24 protein-coding genes are annotated in these 23,664 nt (G+C 48.0%); 23 read left to right on the top strand and 1 reads right to left on the bottom strand.

Annotated features, from left to right (window positions below; all coding sequences use genetic code 11):
* Positions 1-142 precede the first annotated feature (142 nt).
* From ACFO4U_RS10660 to rsmI, 9 genes are read left to right on the top strand one after another with little or no spacing between them, the layout of a single operon-like run.
* A complete protein-coding gene (locus ACFO4U_RS10660; RefSeq protein ID WP_214818950.1) occupies positions 143-1,561 on the top strand; it encodes an aminotransferase class I/II-fold pyridoxal phosphate-dependent enzyme in 1,419 nt (472 codons plus the stop codon).
* Positions 1,562-1,564: 3 nt separating this feature from the next.
* Positions 1,565-2,203 carry a dTMP kinase gene (gene tmk, locus ACFO4U_RS10655; protein WP_159563180.1) on the top strand — a complete coding sequence of 213 codons (639 nt, stop codon included), beginning with the start codon at positions 1,565-1,567 and terminating at the stop codon, positions 2,201-2,203.
* Complete coding sequence (locus ACFO4U_RS10650; protein WP_031421800.1) at positions 2,203-2,532, top strand: cyclic-di-AMP receptor; 330 nt, start codon at positions 2,203-2,205, stop codon at positions 2,530-2,532. The genes tmk and ACFO4U_RS10650 overlap by 1 nt, the downstream gene beginning before the upstream one ends.
* Before the next feature lie 14 nt (positions 2,533-2,546).
* A complete protein-coding gene (locus ACFO4U_RS10645; RefSeq protein ID WP_078145937.1) occupies positions 2,547-3,539 on the top strand; it encodes a DNA polymerase III subunit delta' in 993 nt (330 codons plus the stop codon).
* 6 nt (positions 3,540-3,545) lie between these two features.
* On the top strand, positions 3,546-4,376 hold the full coding sequence (locus tag ACFO4U_RS10640) for a PSP1 domain-containing protein (protein WP_074035285.1): 831 nt from the start codon (positions 3,546-3,548) through the stop codon (positions 4,374-4,376).
* Between the two features lie 23 nt (positions 4,377-4,399).
* Entirely contained in the window at positions 4,400-4,735 is a 336-nt protein-coding gene (gene yabA, locus ACFO4U_RS10635; protein ID WP_012727746.1) for a DNA replication initiation control protein YabA, read from the top strand.
* Between the two features lie 60 nt (positions 4,736-4,795).
* Positions 4,796-5,533: a tRNA1(Val) (adenine(37)-N6)-methyltransferase gene (locus tag ACFO4U_RS10630; protein ID WP_215244441.1), complete on the top strand. Its 738-nt coding sequence runs from the start codon at positions 4,796-4,798 to the stop codon at positions 5,531-5,533.
* Complete coding sequence (locus ACFO4U_RS10625; RefSeq protein ID WP_012727744.1) at positions 5,526-5,804, top strand: GIY-YIG nuclease family protein; 279 nt, start codon at positions 5,526-5,528, stop codon at positions 5,802-5,804. The genes ACFO4U_RS10630 and ACFO4U_RS10625 overlap by 8 nt, the downstream gene beginning before the upstream one ends.
* Positions 5,776-6,645: a 16S rRNA (cytidine(1402)-2'-O)-methyltransferase gene (rsmI, locus tag ACFO4U_RS10620; protein WP_074035288.1), complete on the top strand. Its 870-nt coding sequence runs from the start codon at positions 5,776-5,778 to the stop codon at positions 6,643-6,645. The genes ACFO4U_RS10625 and rsmI overlap by 29 nt, the downstream gene beginning before the upstream one ends.
* A gap of 16 nt (positions 6,646-6,661) precedes the next feature.
* Here the strand turns inward: rsmI and ACFO4U_RS10615 are convergent, their stop codons facing one another.
* A complete protein-coding gene (locus ACFO4U_RS10615; protein ID WP_012727742.1) occupies positions 6,662-6,955 on the bottom strand; it encodes an AbrB/MazE/SpoVT family DNA-binding domain-containing protein in 294 nt (97 codons plus the stop codon).
* A 331-nt stretch (positions 6,956-7,286) separates the two neighbouring features.
* Between ACFO4U_RS10615 and metG the strand changes: the two genes are divergently transcribed.
* The 14 genes from metG to ACFO4U_RS10545 all read left to right on the top strand — a co-directional run bounded on the left by metG (position 7,287) and on the right by ACFO4U_RS10545 (position 23,664).
* Complete coding sequence (gene metG / locus ACFO4U_RS10610; RefSeq protein WP_214691681.1) at positions 7,287-9,248, top strand: methionine--tRNA ligase; 1,962 nt, start codon at positions 7,287-7,289, stop codon at positions 9,246-9,248.
* 51 nt (positions 9,249-9,299) lie between these two features.
* A complete protein-coding gene (locus ACFO4U_RS10605) occupies positions 9,300-10,067 on the top strand; it encodes a TatD family hydrolase (protein ID WP_215244440.1) in 768 nt (255 codons plus the stop codon).
* Positions 10,064-11,356: a 3D domain-containing protein gene (locus tag ACFO4U_RS10600; RefSeq protein ID WP_215244439.1), complete on the top strand. Its 1,293-nt coding sequence runs from the start codon at positions 10,064-10,066 to the stop codon at positions 11,354-11,356. Before ACFO4U_RS10605 ends, ACFO4U_RS10600 begins: the two co-directional genes overlap by 4 nt.
* Positions 11,349-11,909: a ribonuclease M5 gene (rnmV, locus tag ACFO4U_RS10595; RefSeq protein ID WP_214691683.1), complete on the top strand. Its 561-nt coding sequence runs from the start codon at positions 11,349-11,351 to the stop codon at positions 11,907-11,909. Before ACFO4U_RS10600 ends, rnmV begins: the two co-directional genes overlap by 8 nt.
* Positions 11,906-12,784 carry a 16S rRNA (adenine(1518)-N(6)/adenine(1519)-N(6))-dimethyltransferase RsmA gene (gene rsmA / locus ACFO4U_RS10590; protein ID WP_215244438.1) on the top strand — a complete coding sequence of 293 codons (879 nt, stop codon included), beginning with the start codon at positions 11,906-11,908 and terminating at the stop codon, positions 12,782-12,784. The genes rnmV and rsmA overlap by 4 nt, the downstream gene beginning before the upstream one ends.
* An 82-nt stretch (positions 12,785-12,866) precedes the next feature.
* Positions 12,867-13,103 carry a Veg family protein gene (locus ACFO4U_RS10585; RefSeq protein WP_012727736.1) on the top strand — a complete coding sequence of 79 codons (237 nt, stop codon included), beginning with the start codon at positions 12,867-12,869 and terminating at the stop codon, positions 13,101-13,103.
* A gap of 100 nt (positions 13,104-13,203) precedes the next feature.
* Positions 13,204-14,067, top strand: coding sequence for a 4-(cytidine 5'-diphospho)-2-C-methyl-D-erythritol kinase (gene ispE / locus ACFO4U_RS10580; RefSeq protein WP_196430277.1), 864 nt, complete (start codon positions 13,204-13,206; stop codon positions 14,065-14,067).
* Between the two features lie 73 nt (positions 14,068-14,140).
* The gene (gene purR, locus ACFO4U_RS10575; RefSeq protein ID WP_012727734.1) at positions 14,141-14,965 is read left to right on the top strand and encodes a pur operon repressor; all 825 of its coding nucleotides are present in this window, start codon (positions 14,141-14,143) and stop codon (positions 14,963-14,965) included.
* Positions 14,966-15,105: 140 nt separating this feature from the next.
* The gene (spoVG, locus tag ACFO4U_RS10570; protein WP_012727733.1) at positions 15,106-15,405 is read left to right on the top strand and encodes a septation regulator SpoVG; all 300 of its coding nucleotides are present in this window, start codon (positions 15,106-15,108) and stop codon (positions 15,403-15,405) included.
* A gap of 184 nt (positions 15,406-15,589) precedes the next feature.
* A complete protein-coding gene (glmU, locus tag ACFO4U_RS10565) occupies positions 15,590-16,945 on the top strand; it encodes a bifunctional UDP-N-acetylglucosamine diphosphorylase/glucosamine-1-phosphate N-acetyltransferase GlmU (protein WP_012727732.1) in 1,356 nt (451 codons plus the stop codon).
* A 45-nt stretch (positions 16,946-16,990) separates the two neighbouring features.
* Complete coding sequence (locus tag ACFO4U_RS10560) at positions 16,991-17,947, top strand: ribose-phosphate diphosphokinase (RefSeq protein ID WP_012727731.1); 957 nt, start codon at positions 16,991-16,993, stop codon at positions 17,945-17,947.
* A 55-nt stretch (positions 17,948-18,002) separates the two neighbouring features.
* Positions 18,003-18,560, top strand: coding sequence for an aminoacyl-tRNA hydrolase (gene pth / locus ACFO4U_RS10555; RefSeq protein ID WP_214691684.1), 558 nt, complete (start codon positions 18,003-18,005; stop codon positions 18,558-18,560).
* A 45-nt stretch (positions 18,561-18,605) separates the two neighbouring features.
* The gene (mfd, locus tag ACFO4U_RS10550) at positions 18,606-22,133 is read left to right on the top strand and encodes a transcription-repair coupling factor (protein WP_215244437.1); all 3,528 of its coding nucleotides are present in this window, start codon (positions 18,606-18,608) and stop codon (positions 22,131-22,133) included.
* On the top strand, positions 22,117-23,664 hold the full coding sequence (locus ACFO4U_RS10545; protein WP_215244436.1) for a polysaccharide biosynthesis protein: 1,548 nt from the start codon (positions 22,117-22,119) through the stop codon (positions 23,662-23,664). Before mfd ends, ACFO4U_RS10545 begins: the two co-directional genes overlap by 17 nt.

The following is a 23,664-nucleotide window of genomic DNA, read 5'->3' as shown; positions in this document are numbered from 1 at the left end:
GGAAGTTAAGCGTCTCAGCGCCGAAAGTAGTTGGGGGATCTCCCCCTGTGAGGATAGGACGTTGCCAGGCCAACGCAGAAGACGATCAAGCATATGCTTGATCGTCTTTTTTCATATTTTGATAGTTTAGGAGGAATAACAGATGGCTCCTGCTCGGGAAAATCCATTTACATTTTTAGAGGTTCTAGAACAGCATGTTCGTGAACACCGCGTCTCTTTTCACGTACCAGGTCATCATAACGGTACAGTGGTTGATGATCGCTTACCTGATGCATTCGCAAAAGTCATGCCTTACGATTTGACTGAGCTAGCACATTTAGACGATTTGCACGATGCCTCGGGAATCATTGAGCAAGCAGAATGTGCATTGGGTAAGTTGTATGAGAGTAAAAGTAAATGGCTTGTCAACGGATCGACTGTGGGAAATTGGAGTATGCTCGCGGCAACAGTGAAACGTGGTGAACGGGTATATGTTCAACGGAACTCACATAAATCGATTTGGAACGCGATCGAGTGGTTAGGATTAAAGCCAGTATTACTAACGCCTACCATTGAGCGCGGCACAGGTATCCCGACGGTCGTAACATTAGATACGATTAAACAGGCCATTCAAGAATTTCCTGGAGGGAGAGCCGTCATGTTGACGTCTCCAACCTATTACGGGGATATGGCAGACATTCGAACGATTTCAGACTATTTGACACTATTAGACATTCCATTGCTTGTCGATGAAGCACACGGCGCTCATTTAATTCATCCACAGTTGCCACGTCGCTCTGCAATCTTCGAAGGAGCGAGCGCAGTCGTACAGTCCGCGCATAAAACGTTGCCTGCCTTAACCATGGGGGCTTGGGTTCACTATAAAGATAATATCGATGAAGCGCGTTTGAAGCATGCATTAGCCTCTTTCCAGACCTCGAGTCCGTCTTATCTCATCATGGCTTCATTGGATTATGCTCGTTCTTATCTAGAACGTTTAACGGATGAGGAATGGTCTGCTATCCAAAAAAGCCATGCACAATTTGTTCTTGAATTAAAACGAGCTGGTTTTGTTGTAAAAGTCGGAGATGACTTTACGAAGGTGACGATTCTGACTTATCCAAAGAATGGATTGATCTTTAGTCAGCATCTCGCCTCAATCGGCATAGACATCGAGTTGGCGGCAGTCGATCATGTGTTATTCTGCTTGCCATTAAGGGAAATAGAGAAACAGGAAATCGAGCATTGGATCAAATTAATAAAAAAAGCATCTACCCATGTGCCGATCATTGAAGACGATGAAACGATTTTCCCATTTCCACAAACCGAGCGCGTGTCTGAACTATATACGTCTGTAACAGCTCTTCCAATGCAGCGAGTTCTTTTCGACCAAGCAATTGGATTGATTTCAGCAGAGACGGTGATTCCATACCCACCAGGTATTCCATGGATTTTAAAAGGAGAGCGTATTACAGAAGAAAAAATCCGTGTGCTCCGGGAATGGATTTCTTTAGGGAGGAAGCTTCAAGCTAGTAAGCATGTTATGATAGAGCAAATTGACGTTATTGTAGAGGAGTTTTAAAACGTGAACGGAATGTTTATAACGGTTGAAGGACCTGATGGATCAGGAAAGTCCACACAGCTTCAATTATTAGTAGAAAACTTAAAGCAAAAAGGATATGACATTGTCGTGACCCGAGAACCCGGAGGAACAACGGTCGGGAATCAGATTCGCGAAGTGTTATTATCGCCGGATCATCATGAGATGACCCCACGCGTGGAGATGATGCTCTATGCCGCGTCACGGGCACAGAACGTGGAACAAGTGATTCGTCCAGCGTTAGAGCGGGGCGCGATTGTCCTCTGCGACCGGTTCATCGATGCATCCATTGCTTATCAAGGATATGGATTGCAGTATGACCTTGATCAGATTCGGTCATTAAATGAATGGGCAACGAATGGTCTCACACCCGATCTAACCTTTTTATTTGATTTAAACCCGGAACGGGCAAGTGCACGTATGAAGGATCGGGGACAGCTTGATCGAATTGAGAGTCGTGATCAAGCATTCCATGAGCGTGTCTATGCAGGATTCCAAACGTTACTGAAACAGTATCCAGAACGAATCGTTCGGATTGATGCTGATCAATCGATTGAATGCATTCAAGATGAGGTACTTGATTATACAATTGAACGACTACAACAAGGAGGCGTACAAATATGATGAAAATGGTAATTGCAATCGTACATGATAAGGATAGCGCACGTTTGTCCGACGCACTCGTCGAGCAAGATTTTCGCGCAACAAAGTTAGCCACGACTGGTGGATTTTTAAAAGAAGGTAATACAACGTTTATGATGGGGATTCCACAAGAGCGTCTTGATGATTTGATGGACGTGATTCAATCGAACTGCTCGAGCCGTGACCAAATGATCACGCCGATTTCACCGATGGGAGGACATGCGGATTCGTATATTCCTTACCCAGTCGAAGTACAAGTCGGAGGGGCGACGGTATTCGTCTTGCCGATTGAAGGATTCCATCAGTTTTAATGGGAGTTGGGCATATGCGTTTTCAAGAATTGAGCGAGTCGCAAACTGTCGTTTCTCGCATCATTCAAAATTCAATCGTTTCGAATAAAGTGGGGCATGCGTATATCTTCTCAGGAGATTATGAGCCTTATTTGATTGATACAGCCACATTGTTCGCCAAAGCCTTATTTTGTGAATCACCAGATGGTGCAGAGCCTTGTGGAGTGTGTCGAAACTGTCGGCGTATGGATTCTAAAAACATTGTCGACTACATCGAAGTGGAGCCGGACGGTGCGAGTATAAAAAAAGAACAGATTCAGCAATTGCTCAGTGATTTATCACTACGAGGTGCTGAAGGTGATCGCCAAGTGTACGTCATTCATCAAGCGCACAAGATGACGACTCAAGCGGCAAACAGTCTACTGAAATTCTTTGAAGAACCGGGAGTAGGAAAGCTTGCTATTTTAGTGACGACACAACCACAGTTGCTTCTTCCGACGATTCGTTCGCGCGCGCAACAACTTGCTTTTCGTCCAATCGACCGAGCCCAATTGGCGCAAACGATGTCAGAAGAACTGTCCTGTACGTATGATTTGGCATACCTTGCCTTGACCGTTTATCCGAAATGGGATGACGCGAAAGAAGCGCTTGAGCAGGAGTGGTTTGTACAGGCGTATGGGCTAGTGGTACAATTAATTGAAGTATTGACGAAACGACCTCAAGAGTTGCTCTTGTTCGCACAAGAAAAATGGTTAGGGCATTTCAAAGGACGGAATGAGTTGCGAGTCGGTCTTGAATTATTCGAACATTGGCTAGAGGAGGCACTTCATTTAAAAGTGCGAGATATGTATGCTCCGAAGCTATTTAAGAATGAGGCCGCCTTGTACAACGCATTTATCCAAAATCGATCTGTCACGAAGCTTACACATGCGATCGAAAGTGTACATGCGGCCATTTGGCGACTTGAGGCAAACGTCAATCCTCAATTAACGTTCGAACGACTTTCGTTCGATTTGCAGAAAGGATAGAAGCGCGTGCTTGAAGTAGTTGGAGTCCGTTTTAAAGAAGCGGGAAAAATCTATTACTTTTCACCAGGCGATGCAACGCTTAAACGTGGGGACCATGTCATCGTTGAAACGGTACGTGGCATTGAGTATGGGGAAATCGTCCAAGTCAACAAGCAGCTCGGCGAAGACGAAGTCGTCCTGCCGTTGAAGACAATCCTTCGTGTCGCGGACCAAAAGGATGCGGATATCGTACGCGATAATCGACTGGCAGCCGTTGATGCTCACGCCGTCTGTGAAGAAAAAATTCGAGAACATCAATTAGAAATGAAGCTAGTTGATGTTGAGTATACATTTGATCGCAATAAAGTGATCTTTTATTTTACTGCCGAGGGTCGCGTCGACTTTCGAGAATTGGTAAAAGACTTAGCTAGTGTGTTTCGGACACGAATCGAGCTCCGACAAATCGGTGTTCGTGATGAAGCGAAACTCCTTAGCGGGATTGGGCCATGTGGTCGGGTTCTTTGCTGCTCGTCATTTCTTGGGGAATTCGAACCGGTCTCGATCAAAATGGCCAAAGACCAGAATCTCTCGTTGAATCCGAATAAGATCTCTGGAGTATGTGGTCGTCTGATGTGCTGTTTGAAATATGAGAATGACACATATGAAGAACTGAAACGTGATTTACCAGACGTCGGCAAGCGAATCAAAATTCCAGAAGGTGATGGTCGGGTAATCGGTCTTAACATTTTGGACCAACTCATTCAAGTTGAGCTCCACGATCGGACGCGTGTCGTCACGTATACGATTGATGAACTCGTTGAAGTGGGTGCGATTAAACGAAAACCGTCAAAACAGTGATGGGGTGCTGAGCAGTGGAAAGAATGGACAAAAAAGAAGTAATGATGCGGGTGGATGCGATCGAGCAACAGATGCAGCTCCTCACCGAACATTTAGGCGTGTTAAAAGAGCAGCTCGCTTATTTGCTTGAAGAGAACCAGCATATGTATCTAGAGAATCATCACTTACGCGAAAAAGTCGAACAATTGGCAGAAGTTGATACGACAAATGGTGATTCACAAATCGCATTGTCTGGGAAAGGGCAGAACAATTTGGCTGCGCTGTATCAAGAAGGATTCCACATTTGTAACCTCCATTACGGACAGGTACGAAAAGATGGGGACTGTCTCTTCTGTTTGTCGATGCTCAATAAACATTAATACGGGGCGATAGATAGGGGTTCCCTATCCGTCGCCTTTCTTTTATAGAAGGAGGAAACGATGGTAACGGTTAAGGATGGAGAACGCCTTGATGATTTGCTCGGACGTCCAGGTAAAATCATTCAAAGTGATGATGTGTTCTCATTTTCATTAGATGCGGTACTGCTTGCAGAGTTTGTATGGGTGCCTATCCAAAAAGGACAACTGGTCGATTTGTGTGCTGGCACCGGGGCAATCCCGCTCTTTTTGTCATATCGTACAAAAGGAACGATAACAGGTGTGGAGATTCAATCGAAACTGGTCGACATGGCGAATCGAAGCATGGCGGTCAATCGTCTTGAAGAGCGAATTCGAGTGGTGGAGGGCGATGTGAAAACGGTAGCGGCGCAGCTCGGGCATGCACGATATGACGTAGTCACATGTAACCCGCCCTACTTTTTAGCGAACGAGACGTCACTCCGAAATCAAAATGAGCATCATACGATTGCGCGCCATGAAGTGCTGTGCACGTTGGAAGATTGCATCAGGACGGCCAGTCAACTCGTCAAACCGGGAGGGAAAGTGGCGTTCGTGCATCGGCCAGAACGTTTACTTGATATCCTGACGTTGATGCGTGCGTATCGAATTGAACCAAAACGAATGCAACTCGTTTACCCGAAAGCGGGACGCGAGGCGAATACCTTATTAATCGAGGGATCGAAAGATGGAAAAGCAGGTCTTAAAATTTTACCGCCATTTGTTGTCTATGAAGAAGACGATACGTATACAGAAGCGATGCGAGCTATTCTCGATGCCTAAACATTATACGTACATCTTGGAATGCGGTGATGGAACGTACTACACGGGCTATACGACAGACGTGGAAAAGCGACTCCTTGCACATAATGCCGGGAAAGGTGCGAAATATACGAAAGCTCGTCTCCCTGTACGACTTCGGTACGTACAATCGTTTGAGACGAAGCGGGAGGCCATGCGATACGAATGGTCCATCAAGCAATTGACCCGAGCACAAAAAGAGAAGTTGATGGAGGGGACGACCAATGAATTCACAGAAGAGCTATCAAACTGAACAACCGACGTTGTATGTCGTGCCGACCCCAATTGGGAACTTGGAGGATATGACGTATCGCGCGGTACGAACCCTTCAGGAAGTAGACTTAATCGCAGCGGAAGACACACGACAAACGATGAAGCTTTGCCGACACTTTGACATTGCGACAAAATTGATTAGCTATCATGAACACAATAAAGAAGTGAGTGGTCCAAGACTGATTGACGATCTGTTGTCAGGGAAATCGATTGCCGTTGTCTCAGATGCAGGTATGCCTGGAATTTCAGACCCGGGAAGCGATCTCGTGCGATTAGCCATTGAGGAAAACATCCCGGTTGTCGTCTTACCCGGTGCGAATGCAGCACTCACGGCACTCGTCGCATCCGGTCTTGCAACTGAACGTTTTCTCTATTACGGTTTCTTGCCGCGTAAGAAGAAGGATCGGGTTGAGGTTCTCGAATCGATTCAATACGAACCTGGCACCGTCATTTTTTATGAGGCTCCTCATCGTTTGAAAGAGATGTTGACAGCGATTCGACAAGTGTTCGGGAATCGACAAATCGTATTAGGTCGTGAACTGACAAAAACGTTTGAAGAGTTTTTGAGAGGAACTGTGGATGAGGCGTTGACATGGTGTGAGGGTGAAGTGCGTGGTGAGTTTGTCGTCTTGGTGAGTGGAGCGACAGAGGCGGCACCTACGACAACATGGTGGGAAACACTATCTGCATACGAGCACGTGGTTCACTATATCAAAGAAGGGCTGAAACCAAACGCGGCAATCAAACAGACTGCGAAAGACCGCGGCGAGTCTCGGAATGATGTATACGATACGTATCATCAATTGCATAAAAAAGAGTAAGCAAGGAAATCCTTGCTTACTCTTCGCTGTAGTAATTTTCGAGCATGTTCTTCAACTCAACGAGAACACGTTGTGCACCTTCTGGTGACAAGATGAGTTTGCCGTCTGCCAATTTGAAGTTATCATCTGATACTTCGCCTGTAACTTGGCAAGTCATGTTTGGCTTATATTTTTTCAAAACGATTTGATCGTTGTCGACGTAAATCTCGAGAGCATCTTTCTCTGCAATACCGAGTGTACGACGCAATTCGATTGGAATAACGACACGACCAAGCTCATCAACCTTACGTACAATACCTGTAGATTTCATTTTGTGTTTCCTCCTCCAATGATGTCGAAATCTCGTGGTGACATGAATCGTCAAAATTCGACAATGTGACTACAGCAAAAAGCATACTAAACTTTCCAATTGTAGTCAACTGCTTACTATCTGGAAAAGTAAATTTTCGAAATTTGTCGAATCAAGAACGATATATACCTAAATTTCCCCGTAAGTTTGAACTTGAAACAAAGAAAGGGTATTTTTGGAACATTTATGACGAAGAAAACGCAAAAAAATTCCAAACAATTAGGTTTGGAAATTCTTTTGTCGAACCGTGTATAATGGAAATTGCATATGTCGAAAGGATGGAGAATAAATCATGGCGAAGCCGACTTTTTATATTACAACCCCAATTTATTATCCGAGTGCAAAACTGCACATCGGTCACGCATATACCACGGTAGCAGGTGATGCGATTGCGCGCTACAAACGCTTAAAAGGTTTTGATGTCCGTTATTTGACAGGAACGGATGAGCACGGTCAAAAGATTCAAGAAAAAGCGAAAGAAGCAGGCGTGACACCACAAGCTTTCGTGGATGAAGTCGTGGAAGAGATCAAGGTCTTATGGGACCGTCTTGAAATCTCGTACGATGACTACATCCGTACGACAGAGGACCGTCATAAGAAAGTGGTCGAGCATGTTTTCGAGACATTACTTAAAAATGGGGACATCTACCTCGGTGAGTACGAAGGATGGTATTCCGTACCGGATGAGACATACTACACTGAATCGCAGCTCGTCGATGGAAAAAGTCCTGACAGTGGACATCCGGTCGAACTCGTTCGTGAGGAGTGCTACTTCTTCCGCCTCAGTAAATACGCGGACCGCTTGATTGAATATTTTGAGTCACATCCTGATTTTATTTTGCCAGAATCTCGTAAAACCGAGATGATCAATAACTTCTTAAAGCCAGGTCTTCAAGATTTGGCTGTATCACGTACGACATTTGACTGGGGCGTACAAGTTCCATCGAACCCGAAGCACGTCGTGTACGTATGGGTCGATGCGCTCACAAACTATATCTCATCACTCGGATACGGCACAGACAACGATGAACTCTTCAACCGTTACTGGCCAGCAGACGTTCATTTGGTAGGGAAAGAAATCGTACGTTTCCATACGATCATTTGGCCAGCCCTCTTAATGGCGCTTGATCTTCCATTACCGAAGCAAGTATTTGCGCACGGATGGTTGCTCATGAAGGATGGGAAGATGTCGAAATCGAAAGGGAACGTCGTGGACCCGATCCCATTGATTGATCGTTACGGCCTCGACTCGGTCCGCTATTACCTTCTCCGTGAAGTTCCATTCGGAGCGGATGGCACGTTCACGCCGGAAGCGTTCGTTGACCGCTTGAACTTTGATTTAGCGAACGACCTCGGAAACTTATTGAATCGCACCATTGCGATGATTAAAAAGTACTTCGACGGAAACATTCCGGCATATAACGGAAATGTCACGGTATTTGATGCAGAATTGTTGAACGTGGTGAAAGAGACGACACGCAAAACAGAAGAAGCCATGGAGCACATGGAGTTTTCGGTCGCACTCACAAATATTTGGCAACTCGTCAGCCGTGCGAATAAATATATCGATGAGACACAACCATGGGTTCTCGTGAAAGAGGAGTCGAAGCGCGAGGAGCTGGCTTCTGTCATGACACATCTTGCGGGCGTACTTCGTCATGTTGCCATCATGATTCAACCATTCATGACGCGCGCTCCAAAAGAGATGTTCCGTCAGCTCGGACTCGAGGGAGAGGACATGTCATGGGAGGCGTTGGATACATTCGCAGACTTTAGCAATGCGGTCGTGACGGACGGGACACCGATTTTCCCACGTCGTGACGTGAAAGAAGAAGTCGATGCAATCCAAGAAATGATGCGTCAGGCGTCTAAAGCACGGATTGAAGAGACGGAGACGGCATCAGTAGAAGAAGCTGACGAAGACATTCGTCCTGAAATCACGATTGATGTCTTCGACCAAGTCGAATTCCGTGTCGGTCAAATCGTCGAAGCCGATAAGATTAAAAAAGCGAAGAAACTGTTGAAACTTCAAGTCGACCTTGGGAAAGAGACGCGTCAAATCGTGTCTGGTATCGCTGAATGGTATGCCCCTGAAGATTTGGTTGGCAAGAAAGTCATCGTTGTCGCAAACTTGAAACCAGTCAAGCTCCGTGGAGAACTCTCGCAAGGGATGATTCTAGCGGCAGATCGTGACGGGAAACTAGAGCTCGCGACGGTCTCAGACCAGATGCCGAACGGTGCCATCGTCAAATAATGGAATGGGGGAGACCGCGGTCTCCCTCTCTTTTTCTAAGGAGGAAACAAGATGTTAATTGATACACATACGCACATCAATGCGGAACAGTTCAGTGAAGACGTGGAGGAGACGATTGAGCGAGCGAGAGAAGCGGGCGTTTCTCCGCTACTCGTCGTTGGATTTGATACACCGACCATCGATCGAGCCATTGAACTGGCAGAAACGCATGAAGATATTTATGCCATTGTCGGATGGCATCCTGTCGATGCGATTGACTGTACGGATGCGGATTTAGCACGAATCGAAACACTCATGAGTCATCCGAAAGTCATGGCACTCGGTGAAATCGGTCTCGATTATCATTGGGACAAATCACCGAAAGACGTGCAACAGCGCCTCTTCCGTCAACAGATCGCCATTGCCAAGCGAACGAATATGCCAATTGTCATTCATAACCGAGAAGCAACGGCAGATGTCCTTGATATTTTAGAAGAAGAGCATGCTGAAGAAGTCGGCGGTGTGTTCCATAGTTACAGCATGTCCGTCGAACTTTTGCCTCGATGCCTAGACTTGAACTTCTATATTTCGTTAGGAGGACCGGTCACGTTCAAAAATGCGAAAGTTCCGAAGTTGGTGGCGCAAGAAGTACCGCTTGATCGTCTGCTTGTCGAGACGGACTGCCCGTACTTGACCCCGACACCGTTCCGTGGAAAACGTAACGAACCAGCATACGTCAAATATGTAGCCGAAGAAATCGCCACTCTTCGCGATATGCCGTACGATGAACTCGCTGCTGCTACGACAGTCAACGCGAAGAAGTTGTTCCGACTCCCATGATCAAGCGTGTATTAGCGAGTATCGGTATTATTGCGACGGCTTCTGTGGCGTACGTGATGTTACAACCTGAATCGATTCGAATCGTCGATGACGGTGTGGTGATCGAGCATGAGACACGAGCCGACTCGGTTCTCGAGGTGCTCGAAGAGTTAAATATCACACTAGATGAATCAGATTATGTCACACCGGCGCTCAGTGAAGATGTACCAGACGACCGTCTAATCCGGATTGAGCGTTCACACGAGGTCTCACTTCAGATTGGCTACGGTCAAACGGAGACGGTGCAGACGCGCGAGCGGACTGTAGAGGATGTCTTACTGCGATACGGAGTCACGGTACGAGACGGAGATACGGTGTATCCATCAGTCCGTACACCGGTGACGAATGGGATGACGATTCGATATCAACCGGTCGTGGCCGTGAATCTCATTGTCGGTCAAGAGGCGTTGACGATTTATACAATGGCTACGGATGTGGAGCAACTCTTAATGGAAGAGAACATCGATGTGACGGAAAGTGATACGGTCATGCCGGCCCCTTCCACGCCGATCCGAGAAGGATTGACGATTACGGTCAATACGAATCGTGATGTCGTTCAATATGAGAGTGAGTTGATCCCGTTTGAAGTGGTGGAGGAAGAGGATGATACGCTCGAAGAAGGTGTGATGCAAATGGTGCAGGTCGGGGTTCCTGGACTTGAACGGACAAGGTATGCACTTACTGTGGAAAATGGTACAATTACAAATCGTACGAAAACAGATGTCGAGACATTGCGTAAAACGATGCCGCAGATTATCAAAGTGGGAACGAAGAAAGTCACGGAACCGGTAACCGAGCCTGAGTCAACGACCGCGGATGAATCGAGCCCATTCATTCCGGAAGCTGAAGTCGAGATTGCCGAACCGCCGAAAACAGATGACGTACTCGATTTTTCATCTGCGAAACAATTGCTTGTGGAAGCGACCGCTTATACGAACAACCCGGAAGACACGGTAACATACGACGGACGCGTGCTGACAAGAAGCGGATATGATGTAACCGACACGATTTTGTATGAAGGCATGCGCATCATTGCGGTCGACCCTGCCATCATTCCACTCGGGACCCGTGTATATGTCGAGGGTATCGGTATGGCGATTGCCTTGGATACAGGAAGTGCAATCAAAGGGCAAAAAATCGATATCATGATGGATGAAAAGGAAGAGGCCGTAACGTTTGGTCGTAAACCACTCACCATCTGGGTGATTCCAAAGCAGGAAGAAGAGAAAGAAGGATCAGACAATGCGTGAGAAAATACAAGAAATTATCGTCGTAGAAGGGCGTGACGACACGGCGCGACTTCAAGAAGTGTTCGACGTCGATACGATTGAAACGAACGGGTCTGCCGTATCCGATCAGACGATTGAACGAATCCGTCGTGCTCAGGAGAAGCGCGGGGTCATCATTTTGACGGACCCAGATTATCCAGGAGATCGTATTCGGGCGATTGTCGAGGAGCGCGTCAAAGGATGTAAGCACGCACACTTGCCTCGGGCCGAGGCGAAGGACAAGCGTGGGAAAATCGGTGTGGAACATGCGAGTCCGGAGTCACTTCGCCGTGTCTTAGGAGCAGTGTTTGAACCGCGTGTCGAAACGGACCAACCAATCGTCACACGGAAAATGGTGTTGGAGGCGGATTTAATCGGTGGAGCAGCGGCCGCGATGCGTCGGAAGCGACTCGGGGTGTTGCTTCGAATCGGTGAGCCGAATGCCAAACAATTTGTAAAACGGGTCGAGGCGCTCGGCGTCACGATTGAAGAGTGGGAGCAGGCACTTGCTCAATTAGAGGAGGAACAGGGTTGAAAGACATTGCAACAATCCAACGAACGAAAGCGATTTTAGAGCGACATGGGTTTTCATTCAAAAAATCGCTCGGTCAAAACTTTTTAATCGATTTGAACATCTTGAGTAAAATTGTCGGAGCAGCAAAACTGAGTGAAGCGAGCGGTGTCCTTGAAATCGGTCCCGGAATCGGCTCATTGACCGAACAATCGGCCAAGCGTGCCAAAAAAGTCGTTGCGCTTGAAATCGACCAACGTCTTTTGCCGATTTTAGATGATACGATGTCGCCTTATCCGCATGTGAAAGTCATCCATGGAGATGCATTGGAACTGAACTTACGGGAAATCGTAGAGCAAGAATTTTTAAACGAAGGTATTGAAGATATTTCGGTTGTCGCCAACTTACCTTACTACGTCACGACACCAATCATCATGCGTTTGCTTGAGAGCGGCGTTAAATTCCGCTCGCTCGTCATGATGATTCAAAAAGAAGTGGCAGAACGGATTGGAGCAAAACCAGGCACGAAAGCATACGGTTCGCTATCGATTGCGATTCAGTATTATGCGGAAGCAGAAGTCAGTTTCATCGTGCCGAAAAACGTGTTCATCCCAGCGCCGAACGTCGATTCGGCCGTCATTACACTACGGATGCGCAAAGAACCGGCCGTACAAGTGAAAGACGAAGCATTTTTCTTTGATGTGGCCCGAGCAAGCTTCGCTCAGCGCCGTAAAACCATCCTGAACAATTTGACAAACTATATCGGGAAAGAACATAAGGTCGAACTCGAACGTTCGCTTCACGAGGCTGGAATCGATCCGAAACGTCGTGGAGAGACGTTAAGCCTAGAAGAATTCGCACGTTTGTCTGACACAATTTTACCACTTAAAAATAGTTGACGACCTGAAAACGAGTCGTTATAATATTAATCTTTATTTTCATATTCAATTATGCTATACTTGTAACAGTGAGGTGAAGCGTATGCCAAAGACGTTACAAGAAATCAGACAAAAACTCGAATCGCATGTTGGTGAACGATTGACGTTGAAAGCAAACGGCGGTCGTAAGAAAGTTGTTACTCGGTTTGGAACGCTCGTTGAGACATATCCTGCGGTGTTCGTTGTGAAATTGGATGAAGACCTGCATAATGTGGAACGTGTCTCGTATAGCTACGCTGATGTCCTAACGGATACAGTTAAAATTGAATTCGGTAATTGATTTATAAATGAGGGGCGGATGCATTGGCAGCTGCTTCTTTTTTTGTGCGCCCGTTTACGGTACAATGGCGAACAGGAGACAAATGGGAAGGGTGAACGTGATGCGCACGATCAGTGTGAAAGCGCCGGCAAAAATTAATTTGACACTTGATGTCCTTGGAAAGCGTCCGGACGGCTATCATGAAGTAGAAATGGTAATGACGACAGTCGACTTAGCAGATCGCTTGGAGTTGACAGTTTTAGAGTCGGATGAGATTCGGATTCAATCAGAACACGCCTATGTGCCGAATGATCATCGGAATTTGGCGTATCGAGCAGCAGAATTGTTGCGCGAGCGTTTTAACATTCAGCAAGGGGTCGAGATTGTGCTCGATAAACAGATTCCCGTGGCAGCTGGCCTTGCAGGTGGCTCGAGTGATGCGGCGGCAACGCTCCGTGGGATGAACGAACTGTTTTCATTGAACTTGTCGTTAGAGGAGCTAGCAGAGCTCGGTGCCGAGATTGGATCGGACGTCTCATTTTGTGTCATCGGCGGAACAGCTATCGCCCGTGGTCGTGGTGAACAGTTAGAAATGATTCCGGCCCCGCCACCGTGCTATGTCGTTCTCGGTAAACCGAAAATCGGGGTATCGACGGCAGATGTGTATCGGGCAGTGCGTATGGAAGAGGTGCATCACCCTGATACCGAGGCCATGGTGGAGGCGATTCGTCAAAAAGATTTCCATGGAATCTGTGAACACCTTGGTAACTCACTTGAGAGTGTGACACTTAAGCTTCACCCGGAAGTGAAACAAATCAAAGAAACGATGCGTCATTGCGGAGCGGAAGGTGTTCTCATGAGTGGAAGCGGACCGACCGTGTTTGCGCTGATCGAACATGAGCAAAAAGCGCATCGAATCTATAATGGATTGAAAGGATTTTGCCCAGAAGTGTTCGTCGTTCGGATTCTCGGCAAAAGACATTGAACAAAAACGAATGAAAGTGATATATTTTCAATAGAACATTCGTTTATTATTGAAGATGTGAAGGAGAATCCGTATGAAAATTCGTAGAAGTGGTCGTCTCGTCGATATGACCCGTTATTTACTTGATCATCCGCATCAGCTTGTCTCGTTGTCGATGTTTTCAAGTCGCTATAAAGCTGCAAAGTCGTCGATTAGCGAAGACCTTGTCATTGTCAGTGAAATGTTGTCCCATGATGGGATCGGAAAACTGGTCACTGTCCCTGGTGCAGCCGGTGGTGTCATGTTTATCCCAGGATGGAGTAAAGAAAAATCGCTGGAGATGATTGATACGCTCTGTGAGCAACTATCAAAACCGGAGCGTCTCTTACCAGGAGGCTATCTCTACCTCACAGATGTACTAGGTAATCCAAGCCAAGTGAAACCGATGGGGCAGGTTTTTGCGTCCGTCTTCGCTGACCGGAAAGTCGATGTCGTCATGACGATTGCGACGAAAGGGATTCCCCTTGCCTATGCGGTCGCTGAACAGTTGGGCGTTCCGTTTGTGATTGTGCGTTCAGATAGCCGTGTCACAGAAGGTTCGACGGTCAGCATCAACTATGTATCAGGTTCATCGAAAGCGATTCGTACGATGGCGCTTGCACGTCGCAGTCTGCCACGTGGTGCGAATGTGCTTTTGATTGATGATTTCATGAAGGCTGGCGGGACGATTCGTGGGATGATGAGCCTCTTGAATGAATTTGAAGCCAATCTTGCGGGTGTCGGTGTCTTGATGGAGGCCGAAGGGGCCGAGAAAAAGATGGTGAGTGAATACGTCAGCTTGATGAAATTGACGAATGTCGATCCTGATGAAGGGCTTGTCACCATTTCGCGGGGGAATGTGGAACAATTCTTAAAGTGATTGGCAAAATTTTGATTTCGTTTTATGATTAGAGGGTATAGAGTTATCAATATGGAGTCATGACGTTCGTTTGAAACCAACTGAACCTTACAGAAGACCACACCATGGCGTAGACAACGATGAAAAAGGGGATGCGAAACATGCAGATCACAGACGTAAAAATTCGCAAAGTCGCGACAGAAGGCAGAATGAAAGCGTTGGCCTCAATCACACTTGACCATGAATTCGTTGTACACGATCTTCGAATCATCGAAGGAAGTAGCGGTCTATTTGTCGCCATGCCGAGCAAACGGACACCAGAAGGGATTTTTCGGGACATTGCGCATCCGATTAACGGGGAGATGCGACAAAAGGTCGAAGCGGCTGTATTGGAAACCTATTCCAATATGGATGTGGAAATCCTTGACCCACAACATGTGTCATACGGTACACATGAATGACAGAAAACAGCGGTTAGGTTGCCTACCGCTGTTTTTTTGCGTTTCAATGGTTAAGGAACGGTACAACTATTGAAACGAAGGCATGGTTTCGATATAGTAGAAACGGTGTAAATAGGATTTAGTTGCAGAAAAGCCGAACTATACAGACCAATCACAGCTGTTGTGAGATAGGAGCGAATCAAGCATGGAGCGTTTTGCAGTCATTTTGGCAGCAGGAAAAGGGACGCGAATGAAGTCGAAGTTATATAAAGTACTTCATCCGGTTCTAGGGAAACCAATGGTCGAACATGTTGTCGATCAGTTAGACCAAATCGGTGTCAGTCGTCAAATCGTAATCGTTGGCCATGGGGCGGAAGCGGTACAAGACACGCTCGGCACACGGGTAGAGTATGCGGTCCAGGAAGAGCAGCTTGGAACAGGACATGCTGTTCAGATGGCTGAAGCAGAACTTGCGGGTAAATCAGGGGCGACGCTTGTCGTCTGTGGAGATACACCGTTACTCACGGCAGAAACGTTAGAAGCCCTTCTCGCGCATCACGAAGCGCAACAAGCAAAAGTCACGGTGTTGACTGCGATTGCTGACGATGCGACCGGATATGGTCGAGTCGTTCGTGGTGAAGATGGGAATGTGACGAAAGTCGTGGAACATAAAGATGCTTCAGAAGCAGAACTTGCCATCAATGAAATCAACACAGGGACGTACGTATTCGATAACGAATTGTTGTTCGATGCGCTCAAACAAGTCGGTAACAACAATGCACAGGGCGAATATTACTTACCTGACGTCATTTCAATCGCAAAAGAAGCGGGCGAAGTGGTTGCGGCGCATACAGCACCGACGTTTGATGAGACGATTGGGGTCAATGACCGCGTCGCCTTGTCGCAAGCAGAAGCCATCATGCGCAAGCGGACAAATGAGCGTCTCATGCGTGAAGGGGTTACCTTCATGGACCCGGCATCGACGTACATTTCACCAGACGTGGTCATCGGATCGGATACGGTCATTTATCCGGGAACGGTCATTCTTGGCAAGACGACGATTGGCTCAGAATGTGTCATCGGACCAAACTCGGACATCCGCAACAGTGTGATTGAAGACCATGCCGTTGTACGCCAGTCTGTCGTGACTGATAGCCGAATCGGTGAGGCGGCTCAAGTCGGACCGTTCGCTCACTTACGTCAACAAGCTGTCCTCGGTGCGAACACGCGCGTCGGCAACTTTGTAGAGATTAAAAAATCGACGTTCGGTGACGGTGCGAAAGCGTCACACTTGAGCTATATCGGGGATGCGTCAATCGGTGAGCGCGTCAACTTAGGCTGTGGATCAATCACAGTAAACTATGACGGCAAGAACAAGTTCGAGACAGTCGTGGAAGACGATGCATTCGTTGGCTGTAACGTCAACTTGATTGCCCCTGTAAAAGTCGGGAAAGGCGCGATTGTCGCTGCTGGATCGACGATTACGAGTGATGTACCAGAAGAGGCGCTAGCGATTGCACGCGAACGCCAAACGAATAAAGAAGGCTACACAAAACGATAACTTGCTGCCAATCATTATGGAAAACAACGGAGGAGAATCCTAAACATGTCTACTGTATACGAACGAGAAATTCGTCTATTTAGCTTAAACTCGAACCGCCCGCTTGCTGAAGAAATCGCGAAAGAAATTGGTGTCCCGCTCAGCGATTGCCAAGTCAAACGTTTCAGCGACGGTGAACTCTATATCAACATCGAGGAAAGTGTTCGTGGAGATGATGTGTATGTCATCCAATCAACAAGCTCGCCTGTAAACGAAACGCTCATGGAATTGCTCGTCATGATCGATGCACTCAAACGTGCTTCTGTCCGTACGATCAACATCGTGATGCCGTATTATGGGTACGCACGTCAAGACCGTAAAGCACGCTCGCGTGAACCGATCACGGCGAAACTTGTCGCTGACCTTCTTACAGTAGCGGGTGCGACACGCGTCATCACGATGGATTTGCATGCAGCGCAAATTCAAGGATTCTTCAATATTCCGGTTGACCAATTACTTGGTGTACCGCTCATCTCGACTTACTTTGAAACAGAAGAGTTTCAAGCGAAAGATATCGTGGTCGTTTCTCCAGACCACGGTGGCGTGACACGTGCACGTAAATTGGCAGAACGTTTGAAAGCGCCGATTGCTATCATTGACAAGCGTCGTCCGAAAGCGAACGTCGCTGAAGTCATGAATATCGTCGGCAGTGTCGAAGGGAAAACGGCGATTTTGATCGACGACATCATCGATACAGCTGGAACGATCACACTTGCGGCAGATGCTATCGTCGAAGCGGGTGCGAAAGAAGTGTATGCGTCTTGTACACACCCAGTCCTTTCTGGTCCAGCGATGGAACGTATCGACAATTCATCAATCAAAGAGTTGGTCGTCTTAAATACCATCGATTTGACGGGTCGTCCTTGCTCGAGCAAGATCAAGCAAATGTCGGTCGCCCATTTGCTTGGGGAAGCGATTATGCGCGTACACGAGCATAAATCGGTCAGTACCCTATTCGATTAAAAAACGAGGCCCGGAGGCATTCGCCTTTGGGCTTTTTTGTTCAGGAGGAAATGATATGAAATGCATCGTCGGTCTTGGGAATCCCGGGAAAAAGTTTGAGATGACGCGGCACAATGTCGGTTTTTTAGCAATTGACCGTCTTGCCGAAAAGCATGGCATCTCGCTGAATGAAGCGAAGTTTAATGCCCTTATGGGAACGGGAAGAATCAATGGTGAACGCGTTGTACTTGTCAAACCACTCACGTATATGAACTTGTCGGGTGAAGCCGTCCGTCCCATTTTAGATTATTATAAAATTGAAATTGATGATTTATTAGTCATTTATGACGATTTGGATATGGTGCCTGGCAAACTTCGTTTCCGTCCGAAAGGGAGCGCGGGTGGTCATAATGGGATTAAATCTCTCATTCAACACTTGGGAACGGCTGAATTTAAACGATTGAAGCTCGGAATCGGTCGTCCCCCACACCCGATTAAAGTCGTCGACTGGGTGTTGATGAACTATCGTAAAGACGAGTTACCAGAATTAAATGAAACACTCGACAACGCCGTAACCGCAGCCACTGATTTTGTGGATATAGATTGGCTGGCGCTGATGAATCGATACAACTAAAGGGTCATTGTACCCTTTTTTGTCGTATGAGTTGGAGGAAAACAAATGAATGCTTTAGAGAGATTTATGGTGGCGCTCCCTGAAACGAATGTGATTCGAGAGCGACTCCAAAAAGTAGACCGTCAATTGGTGACGGGTTTGACGACAAGCGCAAAAGCGCTCGTCTTGGCTGGACTCGTGAAATCGTCCTCGAGACGTCTTATTGTCGTGACGCATAACATGTATCAAGCCCAAAAGATGTTCGATCAACTTGAATCACTCATCGGTCCGGACAAAACGTTGTTGTATCCGATCGATGAGACGCTAGCAGGTGAACTGTCACTGACGTCTAGTCCGGAACTGTTAGCCGCCCGAATTGATGCCCGTACTCGTCTCCTCGACCAAACAGGAGGCGTTGTTGTCGTGCCGCTTGGTGGATTACGACGCTATGTACCAAGTCCGGAAGCGTGGCAAGACAGTCGCATCATGTTGAAGCCAGGAAGTGACCTCGATTTAGCGGATTTTTCGAAACAATTGACGGGCATGGGCTATGAACGAACGGCAACGGTGACGACACCTGGTGAATTTTCCGTACGAGGGAGTATTCTAGATGTTTATCCGCTTACAGAAGCGCGCCCATATCGAATCGACCTGTTCGACACCGAGATTGACTCCATTTTCACGTTTGACGCGGAAACGCAACGCTCGCTTGGTGTAGTGGGGGAAGTGTGCATTACGCCTGCGACCGAGTTCATCGCAACGGAGAATCAGCTGAAGCAGGCGGGCGGTACGCTTCGGAAGCAGTACGACCGAACCGTCGAGTTGATTGGGAATGAAGTGATCCGTCAAGCCCTTGAAGAAGGAGTCATGACAGACATCGAGCGGCTTGAGCGTGGAGACCTTCCGGAGAAAGTTGGGAAGTATTCGCCATTGCTCTATACGTCCACACTCCTTGACTACGTTGGGAAAGACGCCGTCCTCATTTTAGATGAGGTGGCACGAATCGAGGACGCTGCGGACGTACAGGATCGTGAAGAGGCGGAATGGTTCTCCTCACTTATCGAAAAAGGGGAGGCTGTCAGCAATTACACGCTCGCCGTCCCGATGCATAAAGTCTTCCGCGACTTGAAGCAAGTCGCGTTCTCCTTGCTTCCGTCTCGTCGTTCGGGCATTCCGGAGAGCGATACGGTCCATTTGAGCTGTCGTCCGCTACCGGCGTTCCACGGTCAGATGCATCTATTGAAGCAGGAAGTCGAACGATGGCAGCAAGGTGATCAACGAATTGTCGTACTTGCGGGGGATAAGTCGTGTGCAGATAAGATTGAAGCGCTTCTTTCCGACTATGGAATCGCCTCGACCTTCACCAATGTCGATGGAGAGTTAGAACCGAGACGTGTCTCGGTCATCATCGGTCAAATCGAAGGGGGATTCGAACTGTCGACGAGCCGTCTCGTTGTCATATCGGAAGAAGAGTTGTTCAAGCGTGTGACGAAACGAAAACGTCAGACGAAGAATTTGACGAACGCCGAACGAATCAAGAGTTACCAAGAGCTGAAACCGAACGATTATGTCGTCCACGTGCACCACGGAATCGGGAAGTACCTTGGCATTAAAACAATCGAGGTCGGTGGAATCCATCAGGATTACCTGCACCTCGTCTATGCAGGGGACGACGCCCTCTACGTGCCGGTCGACCAAATCGATCTCGTCCAAAAATATGTCGGTGCCGAAGGAAAAGAGCCAAAGATTTATAAACTCGGCGGCACCGAGTGGAAGAAAGTAAAATCGAAAGTTGCCAAATCGGTTGAAGACATTGCTGATGAGCTCATTAAATTGTACGCGGCACGAGAGGCCTCGGTCGGTTTCGCGTTCCCTCCGGACGATGAAGAAATGGGTCAGTTCGAATCCTCTTTCCCGTACGCCGAGACAGAAGACCAGGTCCGTTCGATTGCAGAAATCAAGGCGGATATGGAACGCTCCCGTCCGATGGATCGCCTTTTGTGTGGAGATGTCGGATACGGGAAAACGGAAGTGGCAATTCGGGCGGCGTTCAAAGCCGTACTCGCCGGTAAACAAGTGGCCTTTCTTGTCCCGACGACCGTCCTCGCCCAACAGCATTATGAAACGATGCTCGAGCGGTTCAGCGAATTCCCGATCAACGTATCGGTCATGAGTCGTTTCCGTTCGAAGAGTGAAATGACGGCGACGAAGAAAGGTTTGAAAGAAGGTACCATTGACATCGTCGTCGGGACACACCGCGTGTTGTCCAAAGACGTGACGTTCGCCAACCTCGGTCTCGTCATCATCGATGAAGAACAACGGTTCGGCGTCAAACATAAAGAGCGTCTGAAACAGTTGAAGACGAACATCGACGTCCTCACGTTGACGGCGACACCGATTCCACGGACATTGCATATGTCGATGATCGGAATCCGTGACTTGTCCGTATTGGAGACACCGCCAGAGAATCGTTATCCTGTCCAAACATACGTCATGGAATACGACGGCATCGTCTTGCGTGAAGCGCTCGAACGTGAACTCGCTCGCGGAGGACAGGCGTTCTTCCTCTATAACCGTGTCGAAGGGATCGAACGGAAAGCGGAAGAGATCCGGGCCTTATTGCCGGATGCACGAATTGCTACGGCCCATGGACGTATGACTGAAAGTGAGCTCGAGAGCCAGTTAATCAGCTTCCTAGAGGGCGAGGCGGATATTTTAGTCTCAACGACAATCATCGAGACGGGAATCGACATTCCAAACGTCAACACCCTCATCGTCCACGATGCCGACAAAATGGGACTGTCCCAGCTCTACCAACTCCGAGGTCGTGTCGGACGTTCGAATCGCATCGCCTATGCGTACTTTACGTATCGGAAAGACAAGCGCTTGACGGAAGTGGCAGAAAGTCGTCTTCAGGCCATCAAAGAGTTCACAGAGCTCGGCAGTGGTTTTAAGATTGCGATGCGCGACTTGTCGATTCGTGGGGCCGGGAACTTACTCGGTGCACAACAGTCTGGATTCATCGATTCGGTCGGTTTCGATCTGTACTCACAAATGCTCTCTGAAGCCATTGAGGAACGGAAAGACCGCATGCGTGGACAAGCGAAACAAGTCGTCTTCAAACCGGAGATCACTTTCCAGGCCGATGCGTATATCCCTGATGACTACTTGTCAGATAGCGAATTGAAGATTGAGATGTACAAACGCTTCAAATATGTAGATACGCCGAACGCGTTGTTCGCCCTTCAAGATGAACTGATTGAACGATTTGGCGAATTCCCGGAACCGGTCGCGTTGCTCATTCAATTGACACGTCTGCGTATTTATGGAGAACTGGCAAAAGTGAGTCGAATCAAGCAGACGCCAGGACGTATCGAAATTGTCTTATCGAAAGAATCGACGACGGCTCTGGATGTCCCGTCCTTCATGGAGTGGTCGATGCCTCTTGGTCGTAAGCTTGGCGTAGGGCAAGAAGACGGCGCCTTGAAACTGTCACTCAGCGGTCGGATGCCGCTAACAGAGCTCTTGAATGATGCCGATACTGTATTAGAAGAACTGATGAAGCGGTTGGTGGGCGATGCGGTCGCCAAGTAAGTTTGCGCAAGGCGTCGTTCTGTTCGCCCTTGCCGGCTACGTATCGAAACTGATCAGCTTCGCCTATCGTGTCCCCTATCAAAACTTGGCGGGGGACTTCGGACTTTATGCCTATCAAACCGTCTATCCGTTCGCGGCCATCGTGGCGTCACTCGGCATTTATGCGATGCCGGTCGTCATTGCGAAAATCGGCGTCGGTGCGAAAGGGACGAATCGTAAGTTAGAAGTCTTATGGGGAAGCTTTTACGCCTTACTTCTACTCTCGTCCATGCTTGTCGTCACGGTATGGCTGTTTGCCCCGACCCTAGCGAAATGGCTTGGAGATGAGCAGCTAGCTCCTGCACTTCGCGTGATCAGTTTGAGTTATTTACTCATGCCGGCGTCAGCCGTGTTGCGCGGGGCTTTTCAATCGAGAGATGACTTACGACCGAGCGCATGGTCGCAAGTGCTCGAGAACTTTGTCCGCGTGACGGTCATGCTGTCCCTATTATGGATTGGGGTCCGTCTCGGAAAAGATGCATATACGCTCAGTCAATATGCGTATGGTGCGACGCTCATCGGTGGGCTTGTGGCGATTGCCTTTTTAGTTTATCGCGCACGAGGAGTGCGGATTGTGAGGGTGCGCCGCGTCACGTTTCGGAGAGGAATGAAACTCTTGTTGACGACGGGTTTCGCGGTCGGATTCGCATCACTCGGGATTTTATGGATGCAACTGGTCGACTCCTTCACCATCGTCAATTTGATGGGTGGCACATATGAGGCGAAGGTGAGCAAAGGAGTGTTCGATCGAGGATATCCGCTCGTGCAATTCGCCATTTTGTTCACCACGACCATCGGGATGGCCAACGTGCCGACGCTCGTCCGTCACTATCGGGCAGGGCATCTCCAAAAGACGACACAGGGACTCCGTTCAATGATTCGTGTGACGACGGCGATTGCTGGTGCAGCGACCATCGGGTTGATGGGAGTCATGTTTTTCTTGAACGTGGCCTTGTTTGAAGACGAGTCCGGGACGCGAGCCCTTGTCTTCTTAGCGACGAGTACGTTTGCTGCCTCCTTGGCGATTGCGAGTATGACTTGTTTGCAGGCGATTGACCGAGAGTGGGTCGCGGCACGAAGTATGGTCGTCGCAATTTTAGTGAAAAGTATGGTAAACGCATGGCTTGTCCCGAGATACGGAATCGAAGGCGCGGCAATCGGGACGTCGATTGGATTTTTAGCGATGGCATTCTATAATTTTCGGGCGCTTGACCGTTCGATTCCGCTCGGATCATTTCGATCGAAACATTATAAATCGCTATGGAAAGCCCTCGTACCGATGCTGTTCCTCATTGGCGTGTTAAACTGGCTAGGTCAGATGTGGGTCGATTCGCGAATCACTGCGTTCGGTTGGTTAATCGGAATGGTGTGTAGCGGTGCCGTCCTTTATATATGGAGATTATGGAGTACGCGAATGCTGTCACTTGCGGAATGGGAACTGATCCCGTTCGGAAGTCGTCTGCTCGATGTGCTCGAGAAAAAGGAGAACTAA

The sequence above is a fragment of the Exiguobacterium profundum genome, from assembly GCF_042652865.1.
GTDB lineage: Bacteria > Bacillota > Bacilli > Exiguobacteriales > Exiguobacteriaceae > Exiguobacterium > Exiguobacterium profundum.
The sequence above is the reverse complement of the archived record's forward strand: the minus strand, read 5'-3'. Positions and strand labels throughout refer to the sequence as shown.

Excerpts from the sequence above, each read along its gene's own strand:
- ACFO4U_RS10660 (WP_214818950.1), top strand. The coding sequence starts at position 143 with ATGGCTCCTGCTCGGGAAAATCCATTTACATTTTTAGAGGTTCTAGAA.
- ACFO4U_RS10650 (WP_031421800.1), top strand. The coding sequence starts at position 2,203 with ATGAAAATGGTAATTGCAATCGTACATGATAAGGATAGCGCACGTTTG.
- ACFO4U_RS10645 (WP_078145937.1), top strand. The coding sequence starts at position 2,547 with ATGCGTTTTCAAGAATTGAGCGAGTCGCAAACTGTCGTTTCTCGCATC.
- yabA (WP_012727746.1), top strand. The coding sequence starts at position 4,400 with ATGGACAAAAAAGAAGTAATGATGCGGGTGGATGCGATCGAGCAACAG.
- ACFO4U_RS10630 (WP_215244441.1), top strand. The coding sequence starts at position 4,796 with ATGGTAACGGTTAAGGATGGAGAACGCCTTGATGATTTGCTCGGACGT.
- ACFO4U_RS10625 (WP_012727744.1), top strand. The coding sequence starts at position 5,526 with ATGCCTAAACATTATACGTACATCTTGGAATGCGGTGATGGAACGTAC.
- rsmI (WP_074035288.1), top strand. The coding sequence starts at position 5,776 with ATGAATTCACAGAAGAGCTATCAAACTGAACAACCGACGTTGTATGTC.
- ACFO4U_RS10615 (WP_012727742.1), bottom strand. The coding sequence starts at position 6,955 with ATGAAATCTACAGGTATTGTACGTAAGGTTGATGAGCTTGGTCGTGTC.
- metG (WP_214691681.1), top strand. The coding sequence starts at position 7,287 with ATGGCGAAGCCGACTTTTTATATTACAACCCCAATTTATTATCCGAGT.
- ACFO4U_RS10605 (WP_215244440.1), top strand. The coding sequence starts at position 9,300 with ATGTTAATTGATACACATACGCACATCAATGCGGAACAGTTCAGTGAA.
- ACFO4U_RS10600 (WP_215244439.1), top strand. The coding sequence starts at position 10,064 with ATGATCAAGCGTGTATTAGCGAGTATCGGTATTATTGCGACGGCTTCT.
- rnmV (WP_214691683.1), top strand. The coding sequence starts at position 11,349 with ATGCGTGAGAAAATACAAGAAATTATCGTCGTAGAAGGGCGTGACGAC.
- ACFO4U_RS10585 (WP_012727736.1), top strand. The coding sequence starts at position 12,867 with ATGCCAAAGACGTTACAAGAAATCAGACAAAAACTCGAATCGCATGTT.
- ispE (WP_196430277.1), top strand. The coding sequence starts at position 13,204 with ATGCGCACGATCAGTGTGAAAGCGCCGGCAAAAATTAATTTGACACTT.
- purR (WP_012727734.1), top strand. The coding sequence starts at position 14,141 with ATGAAAATTCGTAGAAGTGGTCGTCTCGTCGATATGACCCGTTATTTA.
- spoVG (WP_012727733.1), top strand. The coding sequence starts at position 15,106 with ATGCAGATCACAGACGTAAAAATTCGCAAAGTCGCGACAGAAGGCAGA.
- glmU (WP_012727732.1), top strand. The coding sequence starts at position 15,590 with ATGGAGCGTTTTGCAGTCATTTTGGCAGCAGGAAAAGGGACGCGAATG.
- ACFO4U_RS10560 (WP_012727731.1), top strand. The coding sequence starts at position 16,991 with ATGTCTACTGTATACGAACGAGAAATTCGTCTATTTAGCTTAAACTCG.
- pth (WP_214691684.1), top strand. The coding sequence starts at position 18,003 with ATGAAATGCATCGTCGGTCTTGGGAATCCCGGGAAAAAGTTTGAGATG.
- mfd (WP_215244437.1), top strand. The coding sequence starts at position 18,606 with ATGAATGCTTTAGAGAGATTTATGGTGGCGCTCCCTGAAACGAATGTG.
- ACFO4U_RS10545 (WP_215244436.1), top strand. The coding sequence starts at position 22,117 with ATGCGGTCGCCAAGTAAGTTTGCGCAAGGCGTCGTTCTGTTCGCCCTT.